16 protein-coding genes are annotated in these 26,338 nt (G+C 59.5%); 7 read left to right on the top strand and 9 right to left on the bottom strand.

What is annotated here, in order from left to right:
- Window positions 1–4 precede the first annotated feature (4 nt).
- From AC6H1L_RS11375 to AC6H1L_RS11350, 6 genes are all read left to right on the top strand, one after another.
- Window positions 5–1,852 (top strand): R3H domain-containing nucleic acid-binding protein, encoded by a 1,848-nt coding sequence (locus AC6H1L_RS11375; RefSeq protein ID WP_497597623.1) that lies wholly within the window; start codon window positions 5–7, stop codon window positions 1,850–1,852.
- Window positions 1,853–2,398: 546 nt separating this feature from the next.
- A complete protein-coding gene (gene ilvA / locus AC6H1L_RS11370) occupies window positions 2,399–3,724 on the top strand; it encodes a threonine ammonia-lyase (RefSeq protein ID WP_497597622.1) in 1,326 nt (441 codons plus the stop codon).
- Window positions 3,725–4,188: 464 nt separating this feature from the next.
- Window positions 4,189–7,329, top strand: a complete 3,141-nt coding sequence (locus AC6H1L_RS11365) for an FHA domain-containing protein (RefSeq protein WP_497597621.1) — start codon at window positions 4,189–4,191, stop codon at window positions 7,327–7,329.
- Window positions 7,330–7,707: 378 nt separating this feature from the next.
- A complete protein-coding gene (gene coaBC / locus AC6H1L_RS11360) occupies window positions 7,708–9,120 on the top strand; it encodes a bifunctional phosphopantothenoylcysteine decarboxylase/phosphopantothenate--cysteine ligase CoaBC (protein WP_497597620.1) in 1,413 nt (470 codons plus the stop codon).
- Between the two features lie 79 nt (window positions 9,121–9,199).
- Window positions 9,200–9,580: a hypothetical protein gene (locus AC6H1L_RS11355; RefSeq protein WP_497597619.1), complete on the top strand. Its 381-nt coding sequence runs from the start codon at window positions 9,200–9,202 to the stop codon at window positions 9,578–9,580.
- Between the two features lie 1,191 nt (window positions 9,581–10,771).
- Entirely contained in the window at window positions 10,772–11,692 is a 921-nt protein-coding gene (locus AC6H1L_RS11350; protein ID WP_497601537.1) for an AIM24 family protein, read from the top strand.
- Window positions 11,693–12,033: 341 nt separating this feature from the next.
- Here the strand turns inward: AC6H1L_RS11350 and AC6H1L_RS11345 are convergent, their stop codons facing one another.
- From AC6H1L_RS11345 to AC6H1L_RS11315, 7 genes are all read right to left on the bottom strand, one after another.
- Window positions 12,034–12,687, bottom strand: a complete 654-nt coding sequence (locus AC6H1L_RS11345; protein ID WP_497597618.1) for an MEDS domain-containing protein — start codon at window positions 12,685–12,687, stop codon at window positions 12,034–12,036.
- Window positions 12,677–13,042 (bottom strand): hypothetical protein, encoded by a 366-nt coding sequence (locus AC6H1L_RS11340; protein WP_497597617.1) that lies wholly within the window; start codon window positions 13,040–13,042, stop codon window positions 12,677–12,679. The genes AC6H1L_RS11345 and AC6H1L_RS11340 overlap by 11 nt, the downstream gene beginning before the upstream one ends.
- A 4-nt stretch (window positions 13,043–13,046) precedes the next feature.
- Window positions 13,047–13,667, bottom strand: a complete 621-nt coding sequence (locus AC6H1L_RS11335; protein ID WP_497597616.1) for an NUDIX hydrolase — start codon at window positions 13,665–13,667, stop codon at window positions 13,047–13,049.
- 315 nt (window positions 13,668–13,982) lie between these two features.
- Window positions 13,983–14,972: a uroporphyrinogen decarboxylase family protein gene (locus AC6H1L_RS11330; protein WP_497597615.1), complete on the bottom strand. Its 990-nt coding sequence runs from the start codon at window positions 14,970–14,972 to the stop codon at window positions 13,983–13,985.
- A gap of 338 nt (window positions 14,973–15,310) precedes the next feature.
- On the bottom strand, window positions 15,311–17,329 hold the full coding sequence (locus tag AC6H1L_RS11325) for a hypothetical protein (protein WP_497597614.1): 2,019 nt from the start codon (window positions 17,327–17,329) through the stop codon (window positions 15,311–15,313).
- Between the two features lie 6 nt (window positions 17,330–17,335).
- Window positions 17,336–18,055 (bottom strand): response regulator transcription factor, encoded by a 720-nt coding sequence (locus AC6H1L_RS11320; protein ID WP_297160113.1) that lies wholly within the window; start codon window positions 18,053–18,055, stop codon window positions 17,336–17,338.
- 2 nt (window positions 18,056–18,057) lie between these two features.
- Window positions 18,058–19,710, bottom strand: coding sequence for a sensor histidine kinase (locus AC6H1L_RS11315; RefSeq protein WP_497597613.1), 1,653 nt, complete (start codon window positions 19,708–19,710; stop codon window positions 18,058–18,060).
- Window positions 19,711–19,856: 146 nt separating this feature from the next.
- Here AC6H1L_RS11315 and trmD point away from each other — a divergent pair, with 146 nt between their 5' ends.
- The gene (gene trmD / locus AC6H1L_RS11310; RefSeq protein WP_497597612.1) at window positions 19,857–20,585 is read left to right on the top strand and encodes a tRNA (guanosine(37)-N1)-methyltransferase TrmD; all 729 of its coding nucleotides are present in this window, start codon (window positions 19,857–19,859) and stop codon (window positions 20,583–20,585) included.
- Between the two features lie 230 nt (window positions 20,586–20,815).
- On the opposite strand, the gene AC6H1L_RS11305 is transcribed toward trmD, so the two are convergent.
- Window positions 20,816–23,821: a DNA translocase FtsK gene (locus AC6H1L_RS11305; RefSeq protein ID WP_497597611.1), complete on the bottom strand. Its 3,006-nt coding sequence runs from the start codon at window positions 23,819–23,821 to the stop codon at window positions 20,816–20,818.
- A gap of 707 nt (window positions 23,822–24,528) precedes the next feature.
- Window positions 24,529–26,184: a ribonuclease J gene (locus AC6H1L_RS11300; protein WP_497601536.1), complete on the bottom strand. Its 1,656-nt coding sequence runs from the start codon at window positions 26,182–26,184 to the stop codon at window positions 24,529–24,531.
- Between the last annotated feature and the right edge of the window lie 154 nt (window positions 26,185–26,338).

The raw sequence follows: 26,338 nt of genomic DNA, 5'->3' as shown, positions 1-26,338 counted from the left end.
GTCTATGCACAATGCGATCACTGACGATCTGGAGGCTCTGCTGGAGGCCCTTCCTCCCAGCATCCACGAAGCGGTCGACCGCCTGGAGAACCGCGGTGAGCTGCTAGAGATCGTGATGGACCTGGGGCGCCTGCCCGAGGCCCGCTTCCCGGATGGAGAGGTGATCCTGAGCGACCAGCCCATCACCTATGCTGACCTCGAGTATGTCGTTGAGCGCATCGGTGAGTTCGGCGATGATAATCGCGCTGGCATCGAGCGCACGCTGCATCGCATCAGTGCCTTGCGCAATCGGAAAGGTCGCGTTGTCGGCCTGACCTGCCGCATTGGCCGTGCGGTGCTGGGGAGCATTGCGCTGATCCGCGATATCGTTGAACAGGGCCAGTCGATTCTGATCCTTGGTCGCCCGGGCGTAGGCAAGACAACCCTGCTGCGCGAGATCGCGCGCGTCCTGGCCGATGAGGCCAATAAGCGGGTGGTTGTGGTCGATACCTCCAACGAGATCGCCGGCGATGGCGATATTCCTCATCCCGGCATCGGGCGCGCACGACGCATGCAGGTGGCTCATACCTCGATGCAGCATGCGGTCATGATCGAGGCTGTGGAAAACCATATGCCCCAGGTGATCGTGATCGACGAGATCGGTACGGAGCTGGAGGCGCAGGCGGCGCGAACTATTGCAGAGCGTGGTGTCCAGCTAATCGCAACGGCGCACGGCAATTCGTTGAGCAACTTGCTGGTCAACCCAACCCTCTCCGACCTGGTGGGCGGTATCCAGACGGTGACGCTTGGCGACGAGGAGGCTCGCCGGCGCCATACGCAGAAGAGTATCCTGGAGCGTAAGGCTCCGCCTACCTTCGATGTGGTGGTGGAGCAGCAGAGCTGGCAGGAGCTGATCGTCCATCGCGATGTTGCTGAGACGGTCGACAACCTGCTGCGGGGCCAGCCGGTAATTGCCGAGGTACGGACGCGGGATGAGGAGACTGGACGAGTGTCGGTGCGCCGGGTGACCATCGGCGGTATGGAGCTGCCCGCCTGGGGCGGTGGCTCCGGCTCGCTCGCTGGACGTCAGGGGGGATATCTCCCTTTCGAACGCTCGGCGGGCGGCTGGAACAATCTGCGCCAAATCGGCCAGGTGACCTGGCGCGACGCCGCCACGGTTGACCCTTTGCGCCGCAATGGTCAGTCTTCGCTGCCAACGCTCGCACCTGGCGGCCTGGCAGCCAATGTACGCCGCTCGCCTTCAGGCCTGGTGACGTTAAGTAATACCGCTCCCGCGTTGGCCGCTGAGGAGACGCTGACAGGCGAGGAGGTGCAGGAGGCTGTCGCTCCCTCTCCTCCCAAGCCGATCCGTATCTATCCCTTCGGGGTCAATCGCGATCGCTTGGAGCAGGCCGCCCGCCAACTCGGGGTCCCGGTGATCATCACCAAGAATGAGCATGAAGCCAATGCCATTATCACGCTCAAGAATTACTATCGGCGCCAGCCTGAGCGCTTGCAGCAGGCCGCCGATAATCAGAAGACTATTATTATTCTGAAGAATAATACGGTAGCGCAGATGCAGCATGCCCTGGCGCGCATCTTTGCTCTTCCCGAGGAGGATGATGGTGAGGGAGAGTCGGATGCGTCCAGCTCGATCGCTGGCCTGGCTCACGATGAGGAGACACGGCGCGCTCTCCTGGAGGCAGAGGACGCGATCCATCGCTTGCTAAATAATGGGCTGACCGCTGCAGAGCTGGCCCCGGCTAATGCTTATGTGCGTCGGTTGCAGCATCAGCTTGCCAGCCGCTATAACTTGCTCTCGCGCAGTCGGGGAAAGGAGCCAAATCGGCGCGTGAAGATCTTCCGTAGTTAATAGCCAAACTGTAACGGCGCGGCATGGCATGGCAATTGCCCATCTCGCGCGCTGGCTTAAGCTTGCTCAGTCGGACCAGCCCGGTCGGGGCAACGATGATCAGGCTAAGCCAGCCGCGGTGAGGATGGTGAGATCGGCCCTCTGCCGCGCCGTGCTGCCTTCCCGGCCAGGTCCGTACCGTACCGCTGGGGTGAACTGACCAACATAGACGAGTAGGGGCAGGCTCGTCTCCCCTCTCTCTCCTTATCCTCTTGCGCTTCAGACTGACGCTGCGCTATAATAGCCGCAATTCGAAGGAGGGAGAAGAAACGCGTGGCATGCGAGCCTGGCCCGTCAATAGGTGACAGCAGGCAGGCAGATCAAGCAGGCCGACGAGGTGGGGAATAAGTTGTAGGGAAGGAGGGCATGCGGCCAGTCCGCTCCGGCGCAGCGCCGCGCTGCGAGCAGAGGCGAAAGTAGGGGAAGATAGACGGAAGGGAGAGAAGGAAGGCGCCAGCCACAGTGCTGTGGTCAGGTTCAATATTCTGTGAAAGGACTATGCCACCTATGCGTGTTGTGAAAGATGATCATGCCACCGGTACCGGCGAGCCGGCAGATAGGGGAGGAACGCCTTCAGCCACTCCTGCTGCTGTCCTGTCGTCCTCTACAGCTCTCCCCGTAACCATCGCCGATATCTGGGAGGCCTATAAGCTCCTGAAACCGCTGTTACATCACACTCCATTAACCCCCTCGCGTACGCTCCGGGAGATGACTGGGGCGGAGGTCTATTTGAAGGCCGAGAATATGCAGCGCTCTGGCTCGTTTAAGGTGCGAGGCGCTAGCTATAAGCTCTCGCGTCTGAGCGAGCAGGATTATCAGCGCGGTGTGATTGCGGCCTCCGCTGGAAACCATGCCCAGGGTGTGGCTATCGCGGCGGCTCAGCATAAGATCCCCTGTACGATTGTGATGCCGGAGACTGCCCCGCTGGCAAAGGTCATGGCCACTCAAGGGTATGGGGCCGAAGTGGTGCTGCATGGCTTCACCTACGATGATGCTTATCAGCGCTGTCTGGAGCTGCAGGAACAGACAGGCGCGACTTTTATCCATGCCTTTGACGACCCTGATATCATTGCCGGCCAGGGGACGCTAGGCCTGGAGATGCTCAGCGATCTCCCCGATGCCGATGCGATCCTGGTCCCTATTGGAGGCGGCGGCTTGATCGCTGGCATTGCCATTGCCGCCCGTGCTTTGCGTCCCAATATTACGATTATCGGGGTGCAGGCTGCCGGCGCTCCTAGCTGTCGCAGCTCGCTCGATGCTGGCCGACCGCTGGAGCTGCCCTCGATTACGACGGTGGCCGATGGTATCGCGGTGAAGCGCCCCGGCGAGCTGACCTTCTCGGTCATTCAGCGCCTGGTCGATGATGTCGTGTTGGTCGACGATGAGGCCATTATCAGTGCGGTGCTCTTCTTGATGGAGCGCTGCAAGATGCTGGTCGAGGGCGCGGGTGCCGCCGGCGTGGCGGCTTTGCTGAGTGGTACAGTAAAGCTGCCTGGTAAAAAGGTGCTGGTCCCCCTCACTGGCGGCAATATCGATATTAACCTCGTTGGCCGCTTTATTGAGCATGGCCTGGCCGCCGCCGGTCGCTACTTTGTGATTCATACTCGCCTGGAGGATCGCCCCGGCGAGCTCATGCGCTTCCTGAGCATTATCGCTGATATGCGTATTAACGTTATCGATGTGAGGCATCAGCGCATATCCAGTCATTTGCCAATTATGCAGCGCGAGGAAACGCTGACGCTAGAGACCCGCGATCGGGCTCAGTGTGAGCAGCTCCTCCAGCGCCTGCGGGCTGCTGGCTATGTGGTGGAGGAGGCGCAGTCGCTCGATTAGGCCATGCGAGCGGTGAGTGAGAGCCAGGCTGGCCTAGCATCTTCTGCCTGTGACCTTCCAGCTTTCTCCTCCAGAATGTCCTTCATGCCGCGTTGAATTCGTATGGATGTGGCAAGGGACATTCTGTCTGCTTGTCTGCCTATAGCCTCCAGCAGGAGCCGCTACGTGGAGCAGTGCGCTAATGGTACGAGCGTCGCTGGCCGTCAGGGAAGCTCTGAGCAAGCTAGTTAGTGTATTGACAAGAAGCTTAGATCTCCTATCGCGGCACGAGGCGCCTTTCTTCTGGTAGCAGGTCGTTCTCCTTGGCCAGCGAGCGAGGCTCTGCTTAGAGAAGAAAGCGATTGTCATGCTCCGGCTGCTTCGCTATAATGGCTGACAAATATCAATCCAGGATACGAGTAAAGAAGCAGTCTGCGGCACGATCAGGTAGTGATTAGTTCCAGACAAGGAGCCGGGGGAAGATCATGGATGCTGTCAACAGTCCGCCGGGCCTGGCTACACTCCGTTTCCTCACTGGCCCGTTGGCGGGCACGACTGTGCAAATCGTCAAGACGGTCACCACTCTTGGACGCGAGCCAAGTAACGATATCGTTATTTCTGACCCGACGGTTTCGCGGCAGCATGCTCGCCTGCTCTACGAAAACGGGACCTGGATCATTGAGAAGCTAAGCCCTCAGAATACTGTCACCGTCAATCAGCGGCAGGTGCAGCGGGAAACCATTCATGATCGTGACACGATCGGACTTGGTCCGGGCACGACCTTTCTTTTCCTGGTAGTAGCCGGGCAGGCTGGTGGTGGCGTCAGCAAGGGACCTGGCGAGGTCGGGCAGCCGGCTGGCGCTGGCGCCGTTGCGGGTACAGCGGGTAGCCCACAGTCGCCAGCTATGCCAGGCGCAAGGCCCACACCGTCGCCCACACCAGCGCCCGTGAGTGGACCGGGCGCCGTTCCGGCTGGCGCAGTACCGACGGCAGGTGAAGGAGGGACCGAGCGCGTTGATTCTGATCTCTTCAAGGGGCAGCTTGCAGCAATGGCCGATGCGGGCGTCCCCCAGGGAGTACCCTCGCTCGAGATCAGCAGCAACGTGCGGCGGGAAAAGCTAGTCTATCCGCTCAATAAGCCGGTCATCAGTATCGGGCGTGATCCCTCCAATGATATTGTGATCCCGGACCCGATTATCTCGGCCTTTCACGCTCAGATCGTCTTTGACGGCAACCAGCCCTACATCGTTCATCCTCACCCGGCGCGCGGGCGAACGCTCAACGGCCTCCTTTATCGTGGCCAGCGTATTCGGGGCGACGAACAATTTCGCAAGCCGCTAGAGCGAGGCGATATCTTCCGTATTGGCGACGAGCATGGTACCCTGGTCACACTGGCCTACAACGACGGCAGCGGCCAGGCTCAAGAGATGCTGCCCGAGATCCGTCCGGTGCCCCTGGGGGCGCCAGTGATCACCATCGGGCGCCATCGCGATAACATGCTCGTACTCAGCCATCCCCAGGTCTCGGGTCATCATGCACGCCTGGAGCGCCTGGCCGACGGTAGTTATCGCATCGTCGACCTGGGCAGCACAAACCATGTCTATGTCAACGGGCAGCGCGTGGGGCAGCGCCTCTTGATGCCCGGCGATGAGATCCGTATTGGCCCCTTCAGGCTGATCTACACCGGCACCGAGCTGACACAGCATGACGAGAGTCGCAGCATCCGCATTGATGCCCTGCATCTGAAGCGCTACGGCACCCATCATATGCTGTTGCTGCAAGACATCTCGCTTGTTATCCCGCCGCGCAAATTTGTGGCTGTCGTCGGTGGCTCGGGGGCTGGGAAATCGACCCTCATGGATGCCCTTAACGGTCTGCGGCCAGCTCAGGAAGGGCTTGTCCTCTACAATGGCCAGGACTACTACAAGAACCTGGCCGCCTTTAGTACTCAGCTTGGCTACGTTCCCCAAGATGATATTGTCCATCGCGATCTGACGGTGGAGCGCGTGCTCTACTACGCCGCCAAGTTGCGCTTGCCCGAAGATTTCACCCATGAGCAGATTCAGAAGCGCATCGAGGAGGTACTGGAAGACGTCGAAATGACCCACCGGCGTCATCTGCTGGTGAGTAAACTCTCCGGTGGCCAGCGAAAACGTGTCTCGATCGCGATGGAGCTGCTGGCTAATCCCAGCGTCTTCTTTCTGGATGAGCCGACCTCGGGCCTTGATCCTGGACTGGACCGCAAGATGATGCTGCTGCTGCGGCGCCTGGCTGATAAGGGGCATACCATCATCCTGGTGACGCATGCGACGACCAATATTAATGTCTGCGACTACATCTGTTTTCTGGCCCCGGGCGGCTATCTGGCCTACTTTGGACCCCCAGAAGAGGCCAAGCAGTTTTTTGGTCGCAGCGATTTTGCTGAGATCTATAGTCTGCTGGAGCCAACCGACGAGAATCCCAATATTCCCCAGCAGGCAGCGGAGCGCTTCAAGCAGTCCGCCGATTATCAGAAGTATGTTGCTATGCCGCTAAGCACGGGACCAGCGGGCCGCCTCAACCAGCCCTATGCCCAGACCGTGGCTGTCAAACCGCCAAAGCGCGGCAACCCGTGGCGGCAGTTCTGGCTGCTCTCTTTCCGCTATCTGGAGCTGCTCAAGAACGACGTTGGGAACCTGCTCATTTTGTTACTGCAGGCGCCTGTGATTGGCCTGATTCTCTTCTTCCTGGCCGGGCACGGTACCTTTGATTCGAGCAGCATCGCTACCTGCCAGACGCAGCCCCCCCCGTCGGGTCTACCAGCTATCCCGATCACGGTCCCCAACGGCAATAAATACGATTGCCAGAACGTGGTGAACGCCCTGCATACGCCGCAGGGACAGGCGCTTCTCGCCCAGAAAGGCCTGACCGAGGATCAGGCGCTGAACTACTACATTGCGCCGGGTTCGGGTGGTGATGCGCAGAAGATTCTCTTCATCATGGCCTTTGCCGCCGTGATGTTCGGCTGTATCAATGGCGCGCGCGAAATCGTCAAAGAGGCGCCCATCTACCGGCGTGAACGGGCGGTCAACCTGGGCATCATCCCGTACATGTTCTCAAAGATCGCGGTGCTGGGCCTGCTTTGCCTTCTTCAGAGCCTGGTCCTGGTAGTGATGGTCAATCTGAAAGCCCCCTTCCATCAGGGGATCTTCCTGCCCGTCGGGCTGGAGATCTACATTACGATGGCGCTCACCTCGCTGGCAGGCCTGATGCTGGGGCTGACCATCTCGGCCATTGCTCCCAACAATGACCGGGCTATGAGCTTTGTTCCGATAGTGCTCATTCCCCAGGTCATTTTCTCGGGCATCATCTTCGCCTTGAAAGGTCCACTCATGCAGTTCCTGGGCGCCTTCTTCGCGGCTCGCTGGGCGATGGCGGCGCTTGGCTCATCGATCGGTCTGCACGGCGATAAGCTAGGGGCCGACGACTTCTCTTATCACGGTACCCTCTTCCCAACCTATGAGGGCCATAGCCAGGCTGAGGCCGTCTTTCACCTGCTGCTGACCTGGTTTGCCCTGGCCCTCATGAGCGTTGTGCTCGCCTGGCTAATCGCCTACTTCCTGAAGCGCAAGGATGTCAGGCGCTAAGCAAGGCGGGTGATCGCGACTGACGACATATAGAGAAAAAGAGAGGCAAAAACAAGCGGGGACGAGGCATAGCCAGGGCTGGCAGCCGGCGCAGCAAGAGACAGTCGGCCAGCCCTGGCCGGCCCTCTCCTTGGCTTCGCTATCTCCGCTGTCCACTCCGGCCCTCCTTCCCTCCCTCCGCTTCCCGAGACTGCTGAGGCCCCCAGATCGGAGGGTGAAGGGATAGCAAGGAACAGCGAGAAACAGCGGCAGGATATCGGGCATAAAGGCGAAGAGGGGCGCATGGTACTTCTTGGCATCTTGCTTGATCGCACTTTTCACCTTATGTTATTGTAACAATGTTCTTATCCGGGTACACCCGGGCTAGTTCTGGATACAATGAGCGAGCGAGCGAGCGGACGGGCAACAGGGAAAGTGTTACTCAACAGGCGTATCATCGTCGGCGTTTGTGGGGGGATCGCCTGCTATAAGGCTGCTGACCTGGTGAGTAAGTTACAGCAGGCGGGGGCGCTCGTCGATGTGATTATGACGGAGCGCGCTGAAGAGTTTATCCGTCCCTTGACGTTCGCCGCTCTGAGCCATCGGCCCGTCTATAGCGATCTGTGGCAGGCGGCAGAGCATGCCGCCGAGTTACACATTGAGCTGGCGCGCGCTGCTGAGCTGCTGGCGATAGTGCCGGCAACAGCCAATACGATTGCGAAGCTGGCTCACGGAATCGCTGACAATTTGCTGACGGCGGTGGCCCTGGCCACGCGGGCGCCGCTCTTGCTGGCTCCTGCGATGGATGCTGAGATGTATGAGCATCCTGCAACACAGGCGAATCTGGCGCTCCTGCGTGAGCGCGGGGCCCATGTTGTCCCGCCGGAGGTAGGGCATCTGGCTTCTGGGGCCATCGGCCCCGGGCGCCTGCCAGAGACGTCGACCCTGCTGGGAGCGGTGCGCTGGCTGTTGGGACGCACTGGCGACCTGGCCGGTCGGCGTGTCGTTGTTACTGCCGGCGGTACGCGCGAGCCGCTTGATCCGGTCCGCTTCCTGGGAAATCGTTCCTCTGGGAAGATGGGCTTTGCTCTGGCTGCGGAGGCCCTGGCGCGCGGCGCTCAGGTGCGCTTGATTTCGGCTCCGACGGCTTTGACCCCCCCCTATGGGGCGGAGTTTGAGGAGGTAGAGACCACTCTCCAGATGTTGGAGGCCGTACGCAGCGCCGTTGCCACCGCCGATGTCTTGGTCATGAATGCTGCGGTGGCTGATTTCCGTCCCGCTGCCCCCGCACCGCGCAAAATTAAGAAGGAGGAGCTGGGTGGCCACGAAGGCGAGAGCGCGGAGGGGCGCGCTCAGGCTCAAGCCCAGGCCGATGAGGTCCTGACGCTGCGTCTGGTGCGTAATCCCGATATCTTGCAGGAACTCGCGCAGCTGTCCGCCAGGCAGGTAACGTCACAGGCCGCGGCTGCCGCCCAACAGACGCACGATGCGGCAGGGCCGGCAGCGGGGGCTGGGGCATCGCTCTCGCGCTCGTTGGAAACGTCTGCTCGCCCACACCGCCTGATCCGCGTTGGCTTTGCCGCCGAGACCCATGATGTGCTCTCCTACGCCCGGCAGAAGCTGGCGCAGAAGGGCCTGGATCTCCTGGTCGCCAACGATGTAACTCGACCCGATAGTGGCTTCGGCTCTGATACGAATAAGGTCTTTATCTTCCACGCCGATGGCGGCCTGGAGGAGTTGCCAGTCATGCCCAAGGAGGAGGTTGCGGCTGCCATCTGGGATCGGATCGTCCCCTTGTTGGGGACGAACTAAGTTGGGAGGACGTGGCTTTGTGATGGGTGCTTTTCTGTTAGAATTGTTGGGTACACGGAGTACGCAGGAGGAGTCCGCTATGGAACGCAGTGCTAGTGCTGGTTTCGAAGGTATCGCTCAGCTGCTGCTGGAGCAAAAGAAGTTGATGGAGGCCCTGGAGGCCGAGAACCGTGAGCTGCGCCGCCAGCTTGCCGATCTGCGCCGCGGCGTCGGCATCGCGGTGGTCATCGAGGGGAAGACAATTCAGTTGGCTACCGATCAGCCTATGGCTCAGTCTCAGGCTGCTCTACAGAGCTTGCAGAACCTTCAGAGCGCTCCAGTAACGCCCAATACGGCTCAAAATGCCAGTTATCCATCTCAGCAGATGCGCCAGACTGGTAGCCAGCAGTCAGTGAACTTGAATGAGAAGCGGGAGAATGGTAACAACCGCAGCCCGCTCGCTGATAGCTTCGTGCTCTAGTGGCCTGGTTCGATCCGGTTCTCTTCGATTGACTGCTTGATTGATCTGTTCGCTTGCTTGCTGGTCGATGGGAACCCGGTGAGAGCCAAAACCTGGCGCTGCGCTCGCGAGCCGGTGACTGGCGATCAGGAGAAAGCATGTTTTGTGCGCTGCCCGCCGCACCTAGCAGCCGCCCATAGCTGCGTCTGGCACCGCACTGCTTGCCTGTTTGCTTGTTGATCTCGATGGTCGCTGGCGGAGACCCTCAGCGGCTCCCGTTGATTCGCTACATACGTGGCTAGGTTGCCTGCTCTGCTCCGCGTTGCGCTGGCCCGCGGTTGAGGGTCTCTTTGCCTTTGTGGGTATTGGCGCGGCGCGCGCTCAGGTTACGGATAAGACCTATGTATTTGTAGGTAGTAAGTAGCGTAGGGCAGTGTGCTCTAGTCTCGCTGCCTCCTGCCCCCGCTCTGGCAGTGTGTGTGACTCCGGCTCTGCCTGGAGAAAGGGGGGTCTGTTGCCGCTTGAACGGCTGGGCGGTCGGTGCTCTCTCCTCCTCTACTCTGTTCACCGCCTCGGTTGGCTTTGCCTCTCTCCTCGCCGCTTGCTCGGCTAGCCGGGCGGCAGGCTCATGCTCCCATCTGGCAGCTCGTTCTTGAGTTCAAGGCTTTCTCTTCGTTTATATTTCTCAAGAGAGGGTATGCTACTTTTCTTGTCTTCGTGCCTCTGCTTTCTTGAGCAGGCTCGCTTGATACCGCTCTACGCGGAGCCGGAGCAGAGGAGGCGAGGTCAATGCATGCAAGGGGCGAACGAGAGCCATGATGGTGACGAACTGGCAACACGCCCCGCTTTCGTTGCTCTGCTGGCTGATTGGCTTGTCTGTCTACCTGCCTGGCCTCCCTGCCGCTGTCCAGGTAGAGCCGGGTGATCAGCGTGACTGGTGGGTGGTCAGGCGAGCTGCTGGGGAAAGCAAGAGGACCGAAAGCGGCAGAGCAATGACTGTGCCGTGATGTTGTTTGCGATGGATGGCGCGAGGCCGGTCAGAGCCGAGCGTTTGCCCTCTACTCTGAGCTGAGTTGGCCGCTGCTACGTCTCTGCTATGTCTTGCCTGGCCTATTTTGTTTGAACCTAGCACCCGGGAGGTTTTTGGTAATGATCTGTCCCCGTTGTCAAAGTCAAGTCGCTGATGGAGCGCGTTTCTGTGGTACTTGTGGGATGCCGCTGCAGCAGGCGGGGAGGACTCCCGTCCCGCCCTCGTCTTCGGCGGGGCCGGCTGATCCCTATAGCGCTCCCTCTGCAGGATATGTGCCCCCCCAGCAGTATGAAGAATACGGCAGCAGTCCTTTTGGCAACGCTGTGCCCCGTGCTGAGCTGCATAACCCCCGCGGCCCTTTGCAGATTGCCGATATGACCGTTTCCATCGAGGGCGAGCTTGTGCCGGTTGTTGATATCATGCTCGGCAGCCAAATGCCTATCTACTTCGAGCATCATATTCTGCTCTGGAAGCATCCTGGTGTTCAAATCGGCTTCAAATCACTCAGAGGGGCCGCGCGTCGTTTCTTTGCCGGACTGCAGATTTTCCTGACCGAGGCTTATGGGCCTGGCAATATTGCTTTCTCCCGCGACTCGGTTGGCCAGATTGTCGCCTTACGCCTCCAGCCTGGCCAGACCGTTGAGGTGCGCGAGCATCAGTTTCTTGTGGCTACTGGCAACATTGAGTACGACTTTACCTTTGTGCAGGGAATTGCCAACATCCTGTTTAGCCGTACAGGCTTCTTTATTGACCGTTTCACGGCTGTTGGTAGTGAGGGACTTCTATTGCTGCATGGATATGGCAATGTCTTTGAAAAGATGCTGGCCCCCGGCGAAGCGCTGGACATCGAGCCAGGGGCCTGGCTCTGGAAAGATCCTTCAGTGCAGATGACAGTGACGACTGTGGCCGGCTCGCAGCGCGGTGGGGGCATTCTGGGGGCCATCGGTGGTTTTATGGCGGGCGCTTCGATCACGCTGAATCGCTTCATTGGTCCGGGACGGGTGGGTATCCAGTCTATGACCTATCATCCACCCCAGTACGAAGGTGCTCCCCAGGCCGGGGGTACCAGTAACTTTGGGGGCCTGGGCAACCTCTTCAGCTAGAGGATCAGCACAGTAAGCAGCCGAGCTGGAAAGCAACATAGCAAGCCAGTGAGGCTGAACGTGAGCGCAGCAGCAAAAGTTCATGCACGGCGCTGGTAGGTGAATCAGTTATTCAGCCGGCGAGCTGGAGAAGCCACCGGCTGGATAAGAGACCGGGCCAGGTGGGGCAGGACACGGCGGGGCAGGACACATATGCTGACCCTACCGGAACAGAAGCCTTCTCTCTGGCCCGGCTCCTTGCCCTCGGGCGACGTCGGGACAGCCTCCTCTGCCTCCGTGCTTGCCTACAGCTCTTCGAAAACTGTCTGTCTCCTGCCAGACGAAAGGCGCCTGCCTCTCGTCTACGAGCCGGCGCGTCCCTGGTCCTTATCTCGACTCATGCGCAGTACCTTGAGCATGTACTGCTCCGAGTTGAGGTAATAAGGGTTACGTTTGATGTATTTCCCGACCACGGAGATAGGATGCAGCTTGAGCAGCTCAGCCACCAGGCCGGGCATGAGCTTGCTATGGTCATAGTGCATTAGGGCGATGATGGGCGCATTCTGGAAAGTGAACACGGCGTCAGAGGCTGCCTCGTACTTCAGAATCTGCTCGGGAGTCGCCACATCGCTGGTCAGCCAGGTCATATCGATAGAGATACGCACGGCTTTCCAGCCTTCGCGGAGAGCTTGAGCGATGAACGTCTGATGAGACGAGAGTAAGAAATAGGGATCGAAACGGGAGCCATTGGCAAGGAAACTTTCCCGTTCCTCATGCAAGACCAGCTGTCCGCTGGCAAGCGCGGCAGCGACATCGACGTTCAGCTTCACCAATTCCTCGCGCAGCTCTTGAACCTGGGCAGGTGCGGCAGCAAAGAGACACTTTTCCGAGGCTGCCAGGCCAACGCGCAAGAGACGCGCCGTCACACCTGGGATCTCCGTCACTTTGCTATAGAGCTGGCAAATGTGTGAGCCGGGAGGAATGCGCTCAGATTTGCCCTCGACACTAAGATCCATACCTACCTCCACGGTCTTCTTCTGCTGTCTGGCTTCTCTGGCTTAAGCGAGCCAGCCGCTCCTGACGCAGGCGCGCGGCTCGATTGTTGGTGGCGATGACGACCAGGCTTAAGAGGCCAAAGACCATCACGCCTGATAAGAACGTAATGAGTGCGAGTAGAATAATGTGCTGCGGAGAGAACCCGAGGAGCAAGGACAGGACAAGCGTCAGCAGCGTCATAGATACTGGAACGACCAGTATCCAGGCGATGATGATGCGCAGGCTCTGTTTGATCGTCAGCGCCTCTCCGCCACTATAGGGGAAGAAGATCCGCCGAAACAGGGAATAGCGTACGTGCTCTTGTTGCTCGTGCATAGGGCTAACAAGATCCTTCCTGTCGGTGCCGCTGTTGTAGCCAGCGCTGCAGAATGGCCTCCGCCTGGTAAAGAATATTGACCTCGTTCTGATAGGTCAGAAGGCGGCAGGCCTCGCCCAGGGAGAACCAGCCCACGCGGTCATACTCATGATCGTGCAGCGCGATATCGCCGCCGATGGCCTCCAGGAGGAAGTGACGCACCTGCTTATAGTAGCGGATGTGATCGCGCACGAAGCGATAAGAGATCGTGCCAATATAAGCGATCAGGCGCACCTGCAGGCCTGTCTCTTCCTGCACCTCGCGCAGGGCCACCTGTTCAATCGTCTCACCAGCATGGGGCGTCCCCTTTGGTAGGACCCAGATCCCTGGATGGCTGCGCCCGACCAGGGCCACCTCGATGCTCATCCCTTCGCTCCCAGCGGGGGCCTTCTGATTGCGTACCGCTTTCCCCTGAACGGATCGCTGTCTGGCGTAGTGCTCTTGCTGTTGCCTTTGGGCGATCGGGACTGGCGTAGGCGCAGGAACCAGGCGGAAAACCACGCCCCCAGCTGAGTACGCGCGCAGCGTACGATAGCGCTGGTAACGTTCCCAGCCCCGAGCTGTTTCCTCTCTATGCCATCGCAACTTCGCCCCACTCCTCCTTACTGCTGCTGCTGACCGTCGCTTACGCATCCTCGTCACTGAACCGAACTGAACCGGACCGGACCAAACCGAACCAGGCCAAGCCAGGCCGAGGCGAGGCAAGCCGAGCCAGGCTAAGCGAACGAAGCCGAGCCGAGCTGGCCAGCCAACAACAAAAGAATTGGGCGCGACCTGAGAGAGTCGCGCCGCGTACTGATACCTGCCAGAGCGTTGACGCAGCGCGAAACCTCTTCCTGCTAAAGGGAACAGGTTGCGCCGCTCCTTATCGTGGCAGTATAGCGAATGCCTTGACATGTGTCAAGACAGCATACGGCGGATGGCCTCCAAATTTCTAGGGGGGACATCTGGGGGGACAGCGCAGCCTGGGGCGAGGATGAAGTGTTCGCCGTTGGTTAGCTCCAAAGCCTTCTGCACCTCCTCCTGTACCTGGTCGGGGGTACCGGTGCGCAGCACGGTCTTTTCGCTGATGCCGCCCATCACCGCCTTTCCTGAGCGGCGTTTGCCCTCACGTAGATCGGGGTTCCCTTCCAGGGTGGCGGCCCAGCTAATGGCATGGACAGGGTAGTTTGCCAGCAGGTCAAAGTAGATGCGGGGACCGCAGTTATGCAGAATGGTGAATTTGCTGCGTCCCTTGATGGCGTCCAGAAATTCCAGATCGTACTGTTCGCCGAACTCGCGGTATTGGTCCTGGGTCAGCAGGCCCTCGCGAGCCCAGCCATTGGTGGCGTAGAAGATGCCGCTGGCGCCCTCTTCCATGCAGGCGATGGCGAAGGTAATGAATGTTTCCAGGATGGTCCGCAGCCCGGTATGCAGGGCTTTGCGGTCTTCGCGAATGCTATGCAGCACCGCCTCTGTACTGTTGCCCGCCAGATATTTGGCTACTCCCAGAGGGCAGAAAATGGTTTGGACAAAGTAGGCATCGTTGCCAAGATGATACTTGATGAGCTGCATGGCCCGTAGCTGCTCTGCCAGCGCTCCCTGGGTTGGCTCCAGCGGGCGTAGTCGCTTCCAATCCGCTGTACTCTTAATGGGGGTATCCTCGAAGATCGGCGGCTTGTATTTGTCGCCAGAGGGACGCACACGGACCTTCCAGCCCTCGACGTGGTAGGAGGCACGAGGGTTCACCTTGAGAAAGTCCCAGTCATAGCGCGTGAAGTTCTCGATCATGGCCTCGACAAAGGTTTGCATGTTCCATTCGCGCTCATAGTCGTGCCCCCACATACTCACCGGCACGCGATCGACCGGTTTGCCGCGCAAGGCGGCGTCAACACGTTCCTTCTTGTTCAAGGTCTTTCCCATCCCCTCTAGTCTAGACAAGGTCACTAACTATACAACAAACCAAGCCTATAGACAGTTTGAGATTCAACAGCGGCTGGCGCACGCTGCCATTCAGCTCCAGCTCAGCTCAGCTCAGGATAAGGCCCAATGGAGCCTGATTGCTCTATGGTTTGTCTGCCTGCTTGCTTGTGGATGAATGAAGCTGCCCACCCTGGCAGGCTGCCAGAGCGGCTGCTGTCTTGATTGGATCACTGGGTGGGTAGTACATAAGTCTGCTTCTTGCCTCCCTCTGGTTCCCTCGTTAGCCACCTGATCCAGCGCGGCGCGGCTTGGCCGTGGGGCTTCAGCTAGGCTGATAGCCCGAGCCGGGCCGTGAGCTGGTAGCGGACTGGGAGCGATGTGGCAACTGCCCAGGCGGAGATGACGAGAACGACACGGCTGACCTTCCTGCCAAAGTCCGGGATGGTCATAGTGGCTTGCCCGCTGGCCATATCAACAGCAAGGCGGCGAACGCTGAAGTTCTGGCCCTCATAGATCAGAGCCTGGACACTATAGTGTTCCGGTAGCACGTTCGCCGAACGGATAAAGCCGTGACTGACCCAGCCGTTGTCACTGGTCAGGGTATCCTCGAAGTGCAGCTCTGGAATGCGTATCCAGGCGAGGGCGAAGCCCTGGCGATTAACTGCATCATCGGTGACCTCCTCAAAGCGCAACTGGATGCGCTGACCAGCGTAGGGGGTCAAATCAATCTGCTCCTCTACCCATTGCGGGCTTGCGCCGCCGCTGGTTCCTGTATAGCCATAACCCCAGTTCCCCCCATTGGGGTTGCTGGCCGTGGTGTAGCGTCCAGGCAGCGTTTGCCAGTTGATCCCGTCGGTCGAGGCTTCTACAAAGGCATAGTCATAATCGCGTTCCAGGTCGAACCAGGCGGCGAATTGCAGAGTGACGTGTTTGCCTTTAAGCCCGCGCAGGTCAAAGGCGCGAGTTAGGGTACTATCCATATTATCATATCGGTTGCTCCACCACTCATAGTGCGAATGGTAGGGCGTGTTCGCAATAATCGGCGTGGTGGGTGTGCCGCTAAAGGTCAGGGTCAAAACGCCCGCCTGGCCTGCTGGCTCAAAGGTGTAGTACTCTGCTGCGTACTGCTGAATGCTGTTGATCATGGCGAAGGGATAGCTCGTCACTGGCTGCGACGGCACGCTAAGCCCGGTTTGAATGGTGGCGTAGCCGTAGTCTCCCTGATCGATACTGTAGTCCTGGACGAAGTTGGCGAGGTACCACTTATTTACTACGTCGTCAAAGCGGTCTTTATAACCATGACGGGCAAGGACATGGTCAAAGCTAAGGGGGGGATCAGCGGGATCGCTCAGCAGCTCTTTGAGGATGGGATAGCCGCCGTAGTGCTCGGCGAAGTAGGCGAGAAAGAGATAGGCGGCTCCATAGTGGTCGAGGGCTGCTGGCATGGCATCACTCCAGTCGGTGAGCTGGGTATTGGGATGGGCAAGAAAGGCGCGGTCGACGCCGTCGACGGAGAAGCCGTTAATGTGCTGAGCCAGCAAAGACATTCCTTCGTTGACCCAGCTCGGGTCACTTGGATGGACATGCCAGTGAATCATGTGCTGCAGTTCGTGGGCGAGGGTGCTGTTGTAATCCGCCGTGCCGGGGAGCAGGGTATCAAGGTCTATGTAGATCATCTCGCGCTCGTTGCTGTAGGGGTTGATGGCTGCTGGATACTCGTCATCGGAGGAAAAGTAGCCGCCGACGCCGCTCCCCAGCCCCGCGGCGTTCAAAATCGTCAGGTGGGGATCATCATCGATGCCTGGCTGCCACTCGCTGCCGAAGATAGCATGCTCGCCAGGATAGATGCGCTCCTCAAAAAGGTCGGCTGAGCTTTTGAGGGCCGTCAGGCTGACGCTCTGGCCATCCTCAACGTACATATAGACATGGGGGGTGATGTAGACGAGCCTGGCGCGAATGCGCTGGTAGCGGTGGGTATCAAGGTTGATCAGCCAGAACTGGTCTTCTTGGCCGATGTGCGCATTCAGCGGTGTGTTGCGTCCGCGGTGGGGCAACGCGCGCGGACTATGCAGCTTGAGACGCTGGGCGAGGCTGTAGAGGTCACGAGGGGGGTGCTCGGTGGTCATGAGCAGGTGCTCGGCTTGCAAAAGCGCGGGCAGGTTCTGGGGCGTCGGCGACGGCTTCGGGCTGGCCGTGACGTCGCCAGACGCCGGCGTCTTAACAGAGGCGGCATTGCCAAAGGGCGCACAGGCGCTCGCTGTGACCATTAGTAGAAGCAGCGGCAAAGCCAGCAAGCCCAGCCATTCGCGAGGACACAAGGTTCTACCCCGAACCTGGTTGTACATGGTCGCTTAGCCCTCCAATTCCTTGAAGCGATAGCCTACGCCCCGCTCTGTCAAGATATATTGAGGGTGGGCAGGATCTTTCTCGATCTTTTGCCGCAGGTAGGTAATATACAGTCGCAGATAGTGGGCCTCGTCGCGATATTCTCGACCCCAAACCTTAGAGAGCAGGGTTTCATGGGTGAGTAAGCGCCCGGCGTTGTTCACCAGGTGATAAAGTAGGCGGTACTCGGTCGGACGCAGCGTGACTTTCTGGCCACGGACAATGACCTCCCGCCTGGCAAAGTCGATCTTGAGATCCTTGTCAACGACGATCTCTGTCTTGCGCGCCGGTGGCGGCATGAAGGCCCGGCGCAGTAGGGCGCGAATACGCGAGAGCAGCTCCCGCGGGCTGAAGGGCTTGGCGATGTAGTCGTCGGCTCCCAGGTCCAGACCGCGGATGCGATCATGCTCGTCTTGGCGCACTGTCAGCATGATCACGGGCACGGTCGAGACCTCGCGAATCTGGCGCAGGGTCTCAAAGCCATCCATATCAGGCATCATGACGTCAAGCACAATGAGATCAGGCAGGTTTTCACGCAGTTGCTCCAGGGCCTCCTCTCCACTACTTGCTTCCAAAACATGATAGTTCTCTAGCTCGAGGTTCATTCGAACGAGATCGCGAATACGTGGCTCATCATCGACAATGAGGATAGTAATATCACGATGATCGAAATTTTCCTTTTCCATCTTTAAAACACCACCATTGGCAATTGCGCTTTCTCCTTGCGAGGCAGGCTGAACGAGAAGGTTGAGCCTTGATGCAGCGCACTTTCCACCCAGATCCTCCCTCCATGAGCCTCGATGATTGCGCGACAGATATAGAGGCCGAGGCCGGCGCCCGGGCGCCCCGATGTTGACGGGTGATTAATGCGCTGGAAACGCTGGAAAAGCCGCTCCTGGTCGCGCAGGGAGATACCCATGCCCTGATCGCTGACGCTCACAATCACTTCATCGCCCACGGTTGAGCAGCTCACGGTAACAGTGCGCTGCCGTGGCGAATATTTGATAGCGTTATCCAGCAAGTTTTCCAGGACCTCCTCGATGCGGTCGCGGTCGGCCATGACCAGCGGTAGATTGGGAGGGAGCTGTACCTTAATCTCGACGTCGGCGCTTCTGGCCTGGAAGCGCCGCACGACGCCCTGAATGAGCGGCTCCAGGTCCAGGGGAGCGATCTCCATGTGCAGGCCGCCGGCTTCGATACGCGAGGCATAGAGGAGGTTGCCCACCAGCTTATTGAGACGATCAGCCTCCTCCTCGATAGCGAGGAGGCGTGCACGCAGGGTCTCGCGGTCAAAGCTGGCGTCGGCGCGTGCCAGCGTCGAGGCGTAGCCTTTGATGATGGCGATCGGCGTCTGCAGCTCGTGGGAGATGACCGAGATGAACATCGAGCGCTGCTCTTCCTGTTCGCGCTCGCGGGTGATATCGCGCACCGTCAGAATGCCGTTCATCGGCTCGCCGCGCGCTGAGTGGACGCAGGAGGCGGAGACGCTGACGCTGAAGCGCTGGCCATCCCGCGCCGTGATTTGGATCTCGCGGTTGACCACGGGCTTGCCTGCGAACGCCTGCAAGATGGGCGAATTTTCTAGTCCCAGGTCGTTGCCTTGCCGATCCTTGGGGCGCAGCACATCATAATAAAAACGGCCCAGCACCTCGCTTTCGCGCCAGCCCGTCAGTCGTTCCATCGCCGGGTTAAAGTCGATGATGCGGAAGGCATGGTCAACGGTAAGGATGCCGTCGGTGCTGTATTGAAAGATAGCCGCCAGACGCTCCTGCTCGCGCACCAGCGACTGAGCCTTGAGGGCAAAGCGCATACTGGCGGCAAGCTGGGCCCGGAAGAGGGCGAAGCGAATTTCATCGCTCTCCAGACAGGAGTTGCGTCCAACGGGGCGAAGATAATGTAGCATCCCTATCAAGCCACCTTGATCGTGGAGGATCAGCGAGCAACGTTCATACTCCTGGGCCTGGCGATGGCTTTCAAGGCCGGAGCCGGCGGGGCGCTGACCACTGTGGACCTGGACAGGGACGGTCTTGGAATCGGCGTCCGGCCCGATGAAGTCCGCAAAGAGGTCCAGCTCATCCAATAGGGAAGCTGGCAGGCGCTCAACGACGAAGGGACGGGCCGGGGTAGGCAGTGGCCCGCGCTGGATGTGGGCCAGCAGGCTAGCGATCGCCGCCTCATTGATTTGATAAGCTGTGTATTCTTCGCTACTCTGGGGGTCAAAGGCCTCGTTGGCAACCACGAATAGCCCGGCCTCTCCCCCCAGGAGGCGAATGGCGCTCCCGATAAGAATCACAAGTTGGCCATGCAGGTCCTTGAAATGCTGCGTCAGGGATCGGGACATGGCAGGCTCCGCCAAAGACAAAAACAGAGATAAGGCATCTCTCTGGATACAGAGCGGGGCCGGCGGGTTGGCACGGCCTCCCGCCGGGGATTGTCAACGTTCGATGTCAGTGCTATTTTAACACAAAGCCTTCAGGTAGGACAGTGATGCACATCGACATCTTCACGCTCTTCCCGGCCATGTTTGAAGGGCCGTTTTCTGAAAGCATCTTGAAACGTGCCCGTGAGCGTGGTCTGCTCTCGATAGCCTTGCATAACATTCGGGATTTTACGACCGATAAGCATCACGTTGTCGACGATTATCCCTATGGTGGCGGCGTCGGGATGGTGATGAAGCCCGAGCCGATTTTTGCCGCCGTCGAGGCCGTCTATCAGGGCGGCCCCATTATTCTGCTCACTCCCCAGGGCCGGCTATTCAACCAGCAAATCGCGCGCGAGCTGGCGCGTGAGCCGCGCCTATCGCTGATCTGTGGTCACTACGAGGGGGTCGATGAGCGCGTAGCCGAGCATCTGGCTACCGATCAGCTCTCGATCGGCGATTATGTGCTCACCGGCGGCGAGCTACCAGCAATGGTAGTCGTCGACGCCGTCGCTCGCCTGATCCCCGGTGTTCTGGGGCATGACGAATCAACTCACGAAGAATCGCACAGCAATTATCTGCTCGAGTATCCCCAGTACACCCGTCCGCCCGAGTTCCGCGGCTGGAAGGTGCCAGAGATCTTGCTCTCGGGCAATCATGCGCAGATCGCTCGCTGGCGGAGAAAGGAAGCCCTGCGGCGCACACGCCGGCGGCGCCCCGATCTCTTTGCCAAGCTAGATTTGAGCAGCAAAGAGGATCAGAAGCTGCTCAAGGAGCTGGAGGCCGAGGGCTGGTGAGTCAGCCCGGACCTGATCGCCGCCCCAGTCGTGGTCTGCTGCCTGGCTGTCGGCCCTGCCCGCTTGTGCTGAGTGGCTGACTCGCTGCTCAGCCTGCCGCCTCTCCGCTGCCGTGGGCGTGGTCAATCAATCGATCGGGCGAGAGAGGTGCGAGCGCAGGGCAATGGTAACATGAATGAAGCCAGGGATGGGCCTGGTCGGGCGCGGATGGAGCCACCATCGCTAGCTCTTCATTGATCCTCACCAAGGGGCGGCTCGTGGTCAGCGGCGACGCGTGGCTCACGTAGCTGGCGCTCTTGCTGGCGACGGAGAGCCTCCTGCCTGGCCCGTTCCTCGGCAATAATCTCCTCCACCTCATCGGCCAGCGTGCGCCCTTCGCCATCGTGCCGGCCTCCGCCTGGCCCTGCATGGCTCTCCAGTACCTCGCGCGCCCGTCCGCCGCTCTCCTGGGGACCGATGACGCCGTGGGCCTCCAGCAGGTCGATCAGGCGAGCCGCGCGGGCGTAACCGATGCGTAGGCGCCGTTGCAGTAACGAGATCGATGCGCGCCCGTATTCACGTACTACCTGTTCTGCTTGCTCTAATAGCTCATCGTCAAGCGTGGCTTCTTCGGCGTCCTGTTCCTTGATCTCCCAACCGGGTTCAACCTCTGGCGTGCCTGCCGGACGATGCTGGGCCGCCTGCTCTTTCCAGTAGGAGACCAGGCGCTCAATCTCCTCGTCGGCAACAAAGGCCCCCTGAATACGCTCCGGCTTGCCAGCATCAGCGGGTAGATACAGCATATCGCCGCGCCCCAGGAGGCGCTCGGCTCCGCCCATGTCAATGATGGTGCGCGAGTCGATGGCCGAGCTGACCATAAAGGAGATGCGTGTCGGAATATTGGCTTTAATCAGTCCGGTAATCACGTCGACCGAAGGGCGCTGGGTAGCTACTACCAGATGAATACCCGTGGCCCGAGCGAGCTGAGCCAGACGACAGATCAGACCTTCTACCTCCTCGGGAGCGGTCATCATCAGGTCGGCCAGCTCATCAATGATGATGACAATAGCGGGCAGATTCTGGAGCGAGTTGTCTCCGCGGGCCAGCCGCTCGTTACGCAGCTTGCGATAGCTGTCCAGATTGCGCACTCCCAGACGCGAGAAGAGGCGATAGCGGCGCTCCATCTCGTGAATCGCGTTTTTGAGCAGGCCCACGACGGTATCGACCTCAGTCACTACGGGCATCAGCAGATGAGGGATGCCATTGTAATGCGTTAGCTCGACCATTTTAGGATCAACGAGCAAGAGGCGCAGATCATCGGGAGTGGCCTGCATCAGGAAGGTGGCGATCATCGCATTGATGCAGACGCTTTTGCCCGCTCCTGTGGCGCCAGCGATCAGCAGGTGGGGCATACGCGCCAGGTCGCCAACGCGCACCGCACCGGCGACATCTTTGCCCAAAGCCACCGCCAGCTTGGACTTGGCGCGCGCCGCCTGGTACTCCTTGCTCTCCAGCACCTCGCGCAGTGTCACCAGGCGACTATTTTTATTAGGAATCTCAACGCCAACATAGGGTCGGCCCGGGACTGGCGCCTCCATGCGAATCGAGCGCGCCTCCAGTACCAGCGCTAGATCGTTCTGCAGGGCCATAATACGACTCACGCGAGTGCGCGATTCATAGACGATGTTTCCAGAAGCATCGCGCACAGGGACCAGGCGCCCTTTCTCATCGGGCTGCATGGCCGGCTTACCAGTTGGGCGAATTCCGAAGCGGATGACCGTGGGGCCGATGCTGATATCTTCGGGTCGGACCTCAGCCTCAACGCGGAAGCTGCGCAGGGTGTCTTGAATCAACTTGGCCAGGGCCACGGTATCCTCACCAAGCATCTGGAGTTTCATATCTTCGGGGCGATTGAGCAGGCTGAGATCCGGTAGCTTCCAGGGAGATGGCGGCTGGCCAGCGCCCCGCGACTGGGAGCCCTTAGCAGCCTCTGCAGCGAACGAGGGTCGCTTGAGGGGGTTAGGCGTCAGCGGCTCCATTTCGGGCAGGTTGGGTACAACATTGCCCTCCGAAATATGCAATGGTTGCTGCGGAGCCCGCTCGGAGTCAAAAGGCAGCGGCTGCTGCTGAGCCCCGCGTGTAGCGGCCTGATATTCCTGACGATCAAGCGGCTTGGGAGATGGCTGAGAGCCCCGCGCAGCGAAACCGATCGGGAGGCGCTGAGACGCCCCTCTGTCGTTCTGCTCATCCTCGCTCTCGAAATCTGGCTCGAACTCGATGATGTCCTCTTCTTCGTCGCTGAAAGCGGACTCCTCGCCGGGCTGAGACTGGCCAGCGGAGCGGAAGCTCCCGGCTTCATGAGCGGTCCTGGCATCCGCTCTGTCGCTATTGCTGGCCTGGGCCTGATTGCTATAGCGACTGTAGCGAGGACGCTGACCGAGGAAAGGAGAAGGACCCCGAGCGCGTTCGCCGCCGCCGCCACGACTGGGACGCTCGGCACGATCGGCAAAGAGCCGTCGCACAAAGCGCGCGACAGCCAAAATTTGGCCGAAGGTAATGCGGAAAGTCACAATGCTGACAATAACGATCAGGCCCAGGATGAGAATATGGCCGACGGCGGCGGGCCAGTTGCGGAGAGGCCAAATGAGCAGCGCGCCGACAAAGCCGCCAGTCTCACCCCCGAAAATCAGCTGGCTCTCGGCCAGGAGCAGAAGCCAGAGCAGGGCCAGGCCGCCCACCAGTGACCAGCGCAGCAGGCTGCGCCGCGCTAGACCCTCAACCATTAAGGCCACGGCAAGAGCAAGCAGGCCTAACGCTAATATATAGGCTGCCCAACCGAAGAAGGTCATGAAAAACGCGTAGAAGTCCTTCAGAATAAAAGCTTGGCGAAAGATCGTCAGCGAGCCAAGCAGGAGTAAGGAGAGCAGCAAAAGGAGGAAGCTGTAGAATTGCTGCTGTTGATGCGGTTCGAGACGCTGCCACTGCGCGCGCAACCAATTGATAAAGCGCTCATCGCCGGTCTGATCTGGGGGTGACGAAGGCGAGGAGGAAGCCTTACGCTTCGGTGAGCGCGAACCTGAAGCGCGCTTAGGAGCCTGGCGGGCATTAGCAGAGCCAGGGCCAGGGGTTCGCTGCTCAACACGGACACGGTTCGACCCCACGGCGCCGGCAGCAGCGCTGGCCCGCGCTGTGCGTCTTGCCTCGACACCCGGTACAATACGCTCCTTGCGCTGATTCTTCTGGTCGCTGGCTGCCATTCCCGCTCCGTCTGCTCCTCCCGCTAGCTAGGCAGGCTATGTTCAAGCGTGGTCTTCACAAAAAGAGGCGTACTCTTCTGCCACCCCAGCAGCGCTTGTGCCTGGCTGGCGCTTGCCGGAGTTCTATACGCAACACCAGTATGATAGCGCAGATGTTCCAAGGGCGCAAGTGGGAAGATCGCCACTCAGTTTAGCGTGAGCGGCCCGCGGCGAGGAGCGTCTATAGTGGCCAGCCCCTGATATAGAGACGGCGCTGACCGAAAGAGGCCTGACGCTCTCCTCTGGTGTGACAAGCCGCCTGTCCAGGTGGAAGAAGCAGCCGGCGAAGCCAAAGAAAAAGAGAGCGCTCGGGAGACTGGCTGGATGAACAGAGCAGAGAAGGGATCGAATCTCAAAAGGCATCTGCTTCCGCAGTAATTCTCTCGCAGCGCTCTCTAACTGAAGCATAAGCGGCGCCTGTCGCAGGCGCATCGGTAACCTGTCGCAGAATTGTCGCAACCCGCGAACCCGCGAGACCAAAGCAGGCTGTTGCGATCCTGGCGGCCGGATCAAGCCCGACGCGAGAGGCCGGGCAGGAAAGGCCAGCCTCTTCAGATGCAACAGGGGCGAGAGACAAGGCCGACGATCGACGGATCGTGCGGCGGCTCTCGCCCCGGCTATTTCGTGCCGTAGGTAGTGGAGCGCTCCTGCTCTGTGCCGGTGCCGATTTAGACCTCCATCACCACCGGGAGGACCATAGGCCGGCGATGGGTCTTCTCGTAGAGAAACTCGCTGAGCGTGTGCTTGATCTTATCCTTGACGAACGACCAGTCGGAGGCGTGGCCATTAAGGCCGACGAACGACTCTAGCACCCGCTCGCGCGCGCTCGCCAGCAGCTCTTCGGCATCGCGCATGTAGACGAAGCCCCGCGAAATGATGTCTGGCCCTGCCAGCGGACGCCCAGTCTCCTTATCGACCGTAAGCACCGCCATCAGGATGCCATCCTGAGCCAGCACCTGGCGATCGCGCAGCACGATTTGACCGACGTCTCCGACGCCCAGGCCGTCGACATAGACATTGCCACAGGAGACATGGCCGACGGCCTGAATCGAGTTCTTCGTGACCTCGATCACGTCACCATCCTCGGCGATCACGATGTGATCCTCGGGGATGCCCAGCGAGGCGGCCAGCTTCGCATGTAGCATGAGCTGGCGATACTCGCCGTGGATCGGGACGAAGAACTTGGGCCGGATCATGCTCAGCATCAGCTTCAGCTCTTCCTGAGCGGCGTGACCAGAGACATGAACCGGCGAGACACCCTGATAGAAGACCTCCGCTCCCTGGCGGAACAGATTATTGATCGTGCGATTGACCATCTTCTCATTGCCCGGCACAGGCGTTGCGGAGAGGATCACGGTGTCGCCAGGCTGGATGCGCACCAGGCGATGATCCTGGTTAGCGATGCGCGTCAGGGCTGAGGTCGGTTCGCCCTGGCTGCCGGTACAGATGATCACAATACGCTCGGGCGGCAGCTTATGAATGTCCTCGGGCCGGATCAGCGTATGCTTGGGAATGTTCAGATAGCCCAGGTCAATGGCCATCTGCACATTGCTCACCATGCTGCGCCCGACCAGGGCCACTTGACGCCCATAGCGCACCGCTGTATCGACTACCTGCTGCACCCGTGAAATCAGCGAGGCGAAGGTAGCGATTAGAATGCGCCCGGGCGCATTGGCAAAGATCTTGTCAAGCGACTCACTGATCACCCGCTCAGAGGGCGTATAGCCAGGCGACTCAACGCGTGTACTATCGCCCAAGAGCACCAGGACACCCTCCGTTCCAATGCGCGCCAGGGTGCCGAAGTCCGCCGGCTGCCCGTCGACCGGCGTATGGTCGAATTTATAGTCACCGGTGTGCACCACGGTGCCGATAGGCGTGTGAATGACGATGCCTACCGCGTCAGGAATGCTGTGATTGACGTGGAAGAACTCCGCGGTGCACTTGCCCAGTTTCACCTTGTCGCCAGGAGCTACGACCTTAATGACGGCACGATCCTGTAGCTTGTGTTCCTTCAGCTTTACCTGAATCAGCCCCTGGGTCAGGCGAGTGGCGTAGACGGGAGGGAAGTCGAGCGCGGGGAGAACGTAGGGGAGGCCACCGATGTGGTCCTCGTGACCGTGGGTGATCAGGATGGCCCGGATACGCTGCTTTTTGTCTTGCAGATAGCTGGTGTCCGGTATCACCAGATCAACCCCGAACATCTCATCATCGGGAAACATCAGCCCTACGTCAACGATGATGATGTCCTCGCCATACTCGATCACCATCATGTTCTTTCCGACTTCCCCAAGTCCGCCCAGGGGGACAAGTCGAATTTTTTCCATTGTCAAGGTAACAAAAACCTCCTAACCACACTCAAGCATGAGTATGCCCACTCTTTTGCTTTCGATAAGATATATGTCCACTCCTGTCTCCGCCAACAGGAGTTATAGCCAAATACAGAAAAGTCTAGGTGCCGCTCAACTATCAAAAATACAT

The organism is Thermogemmatispora argillosa, assembly GCF_059696725.1.
This window is presented reverse-complemented; position numbering and strand designations above follow the sequence as displayed.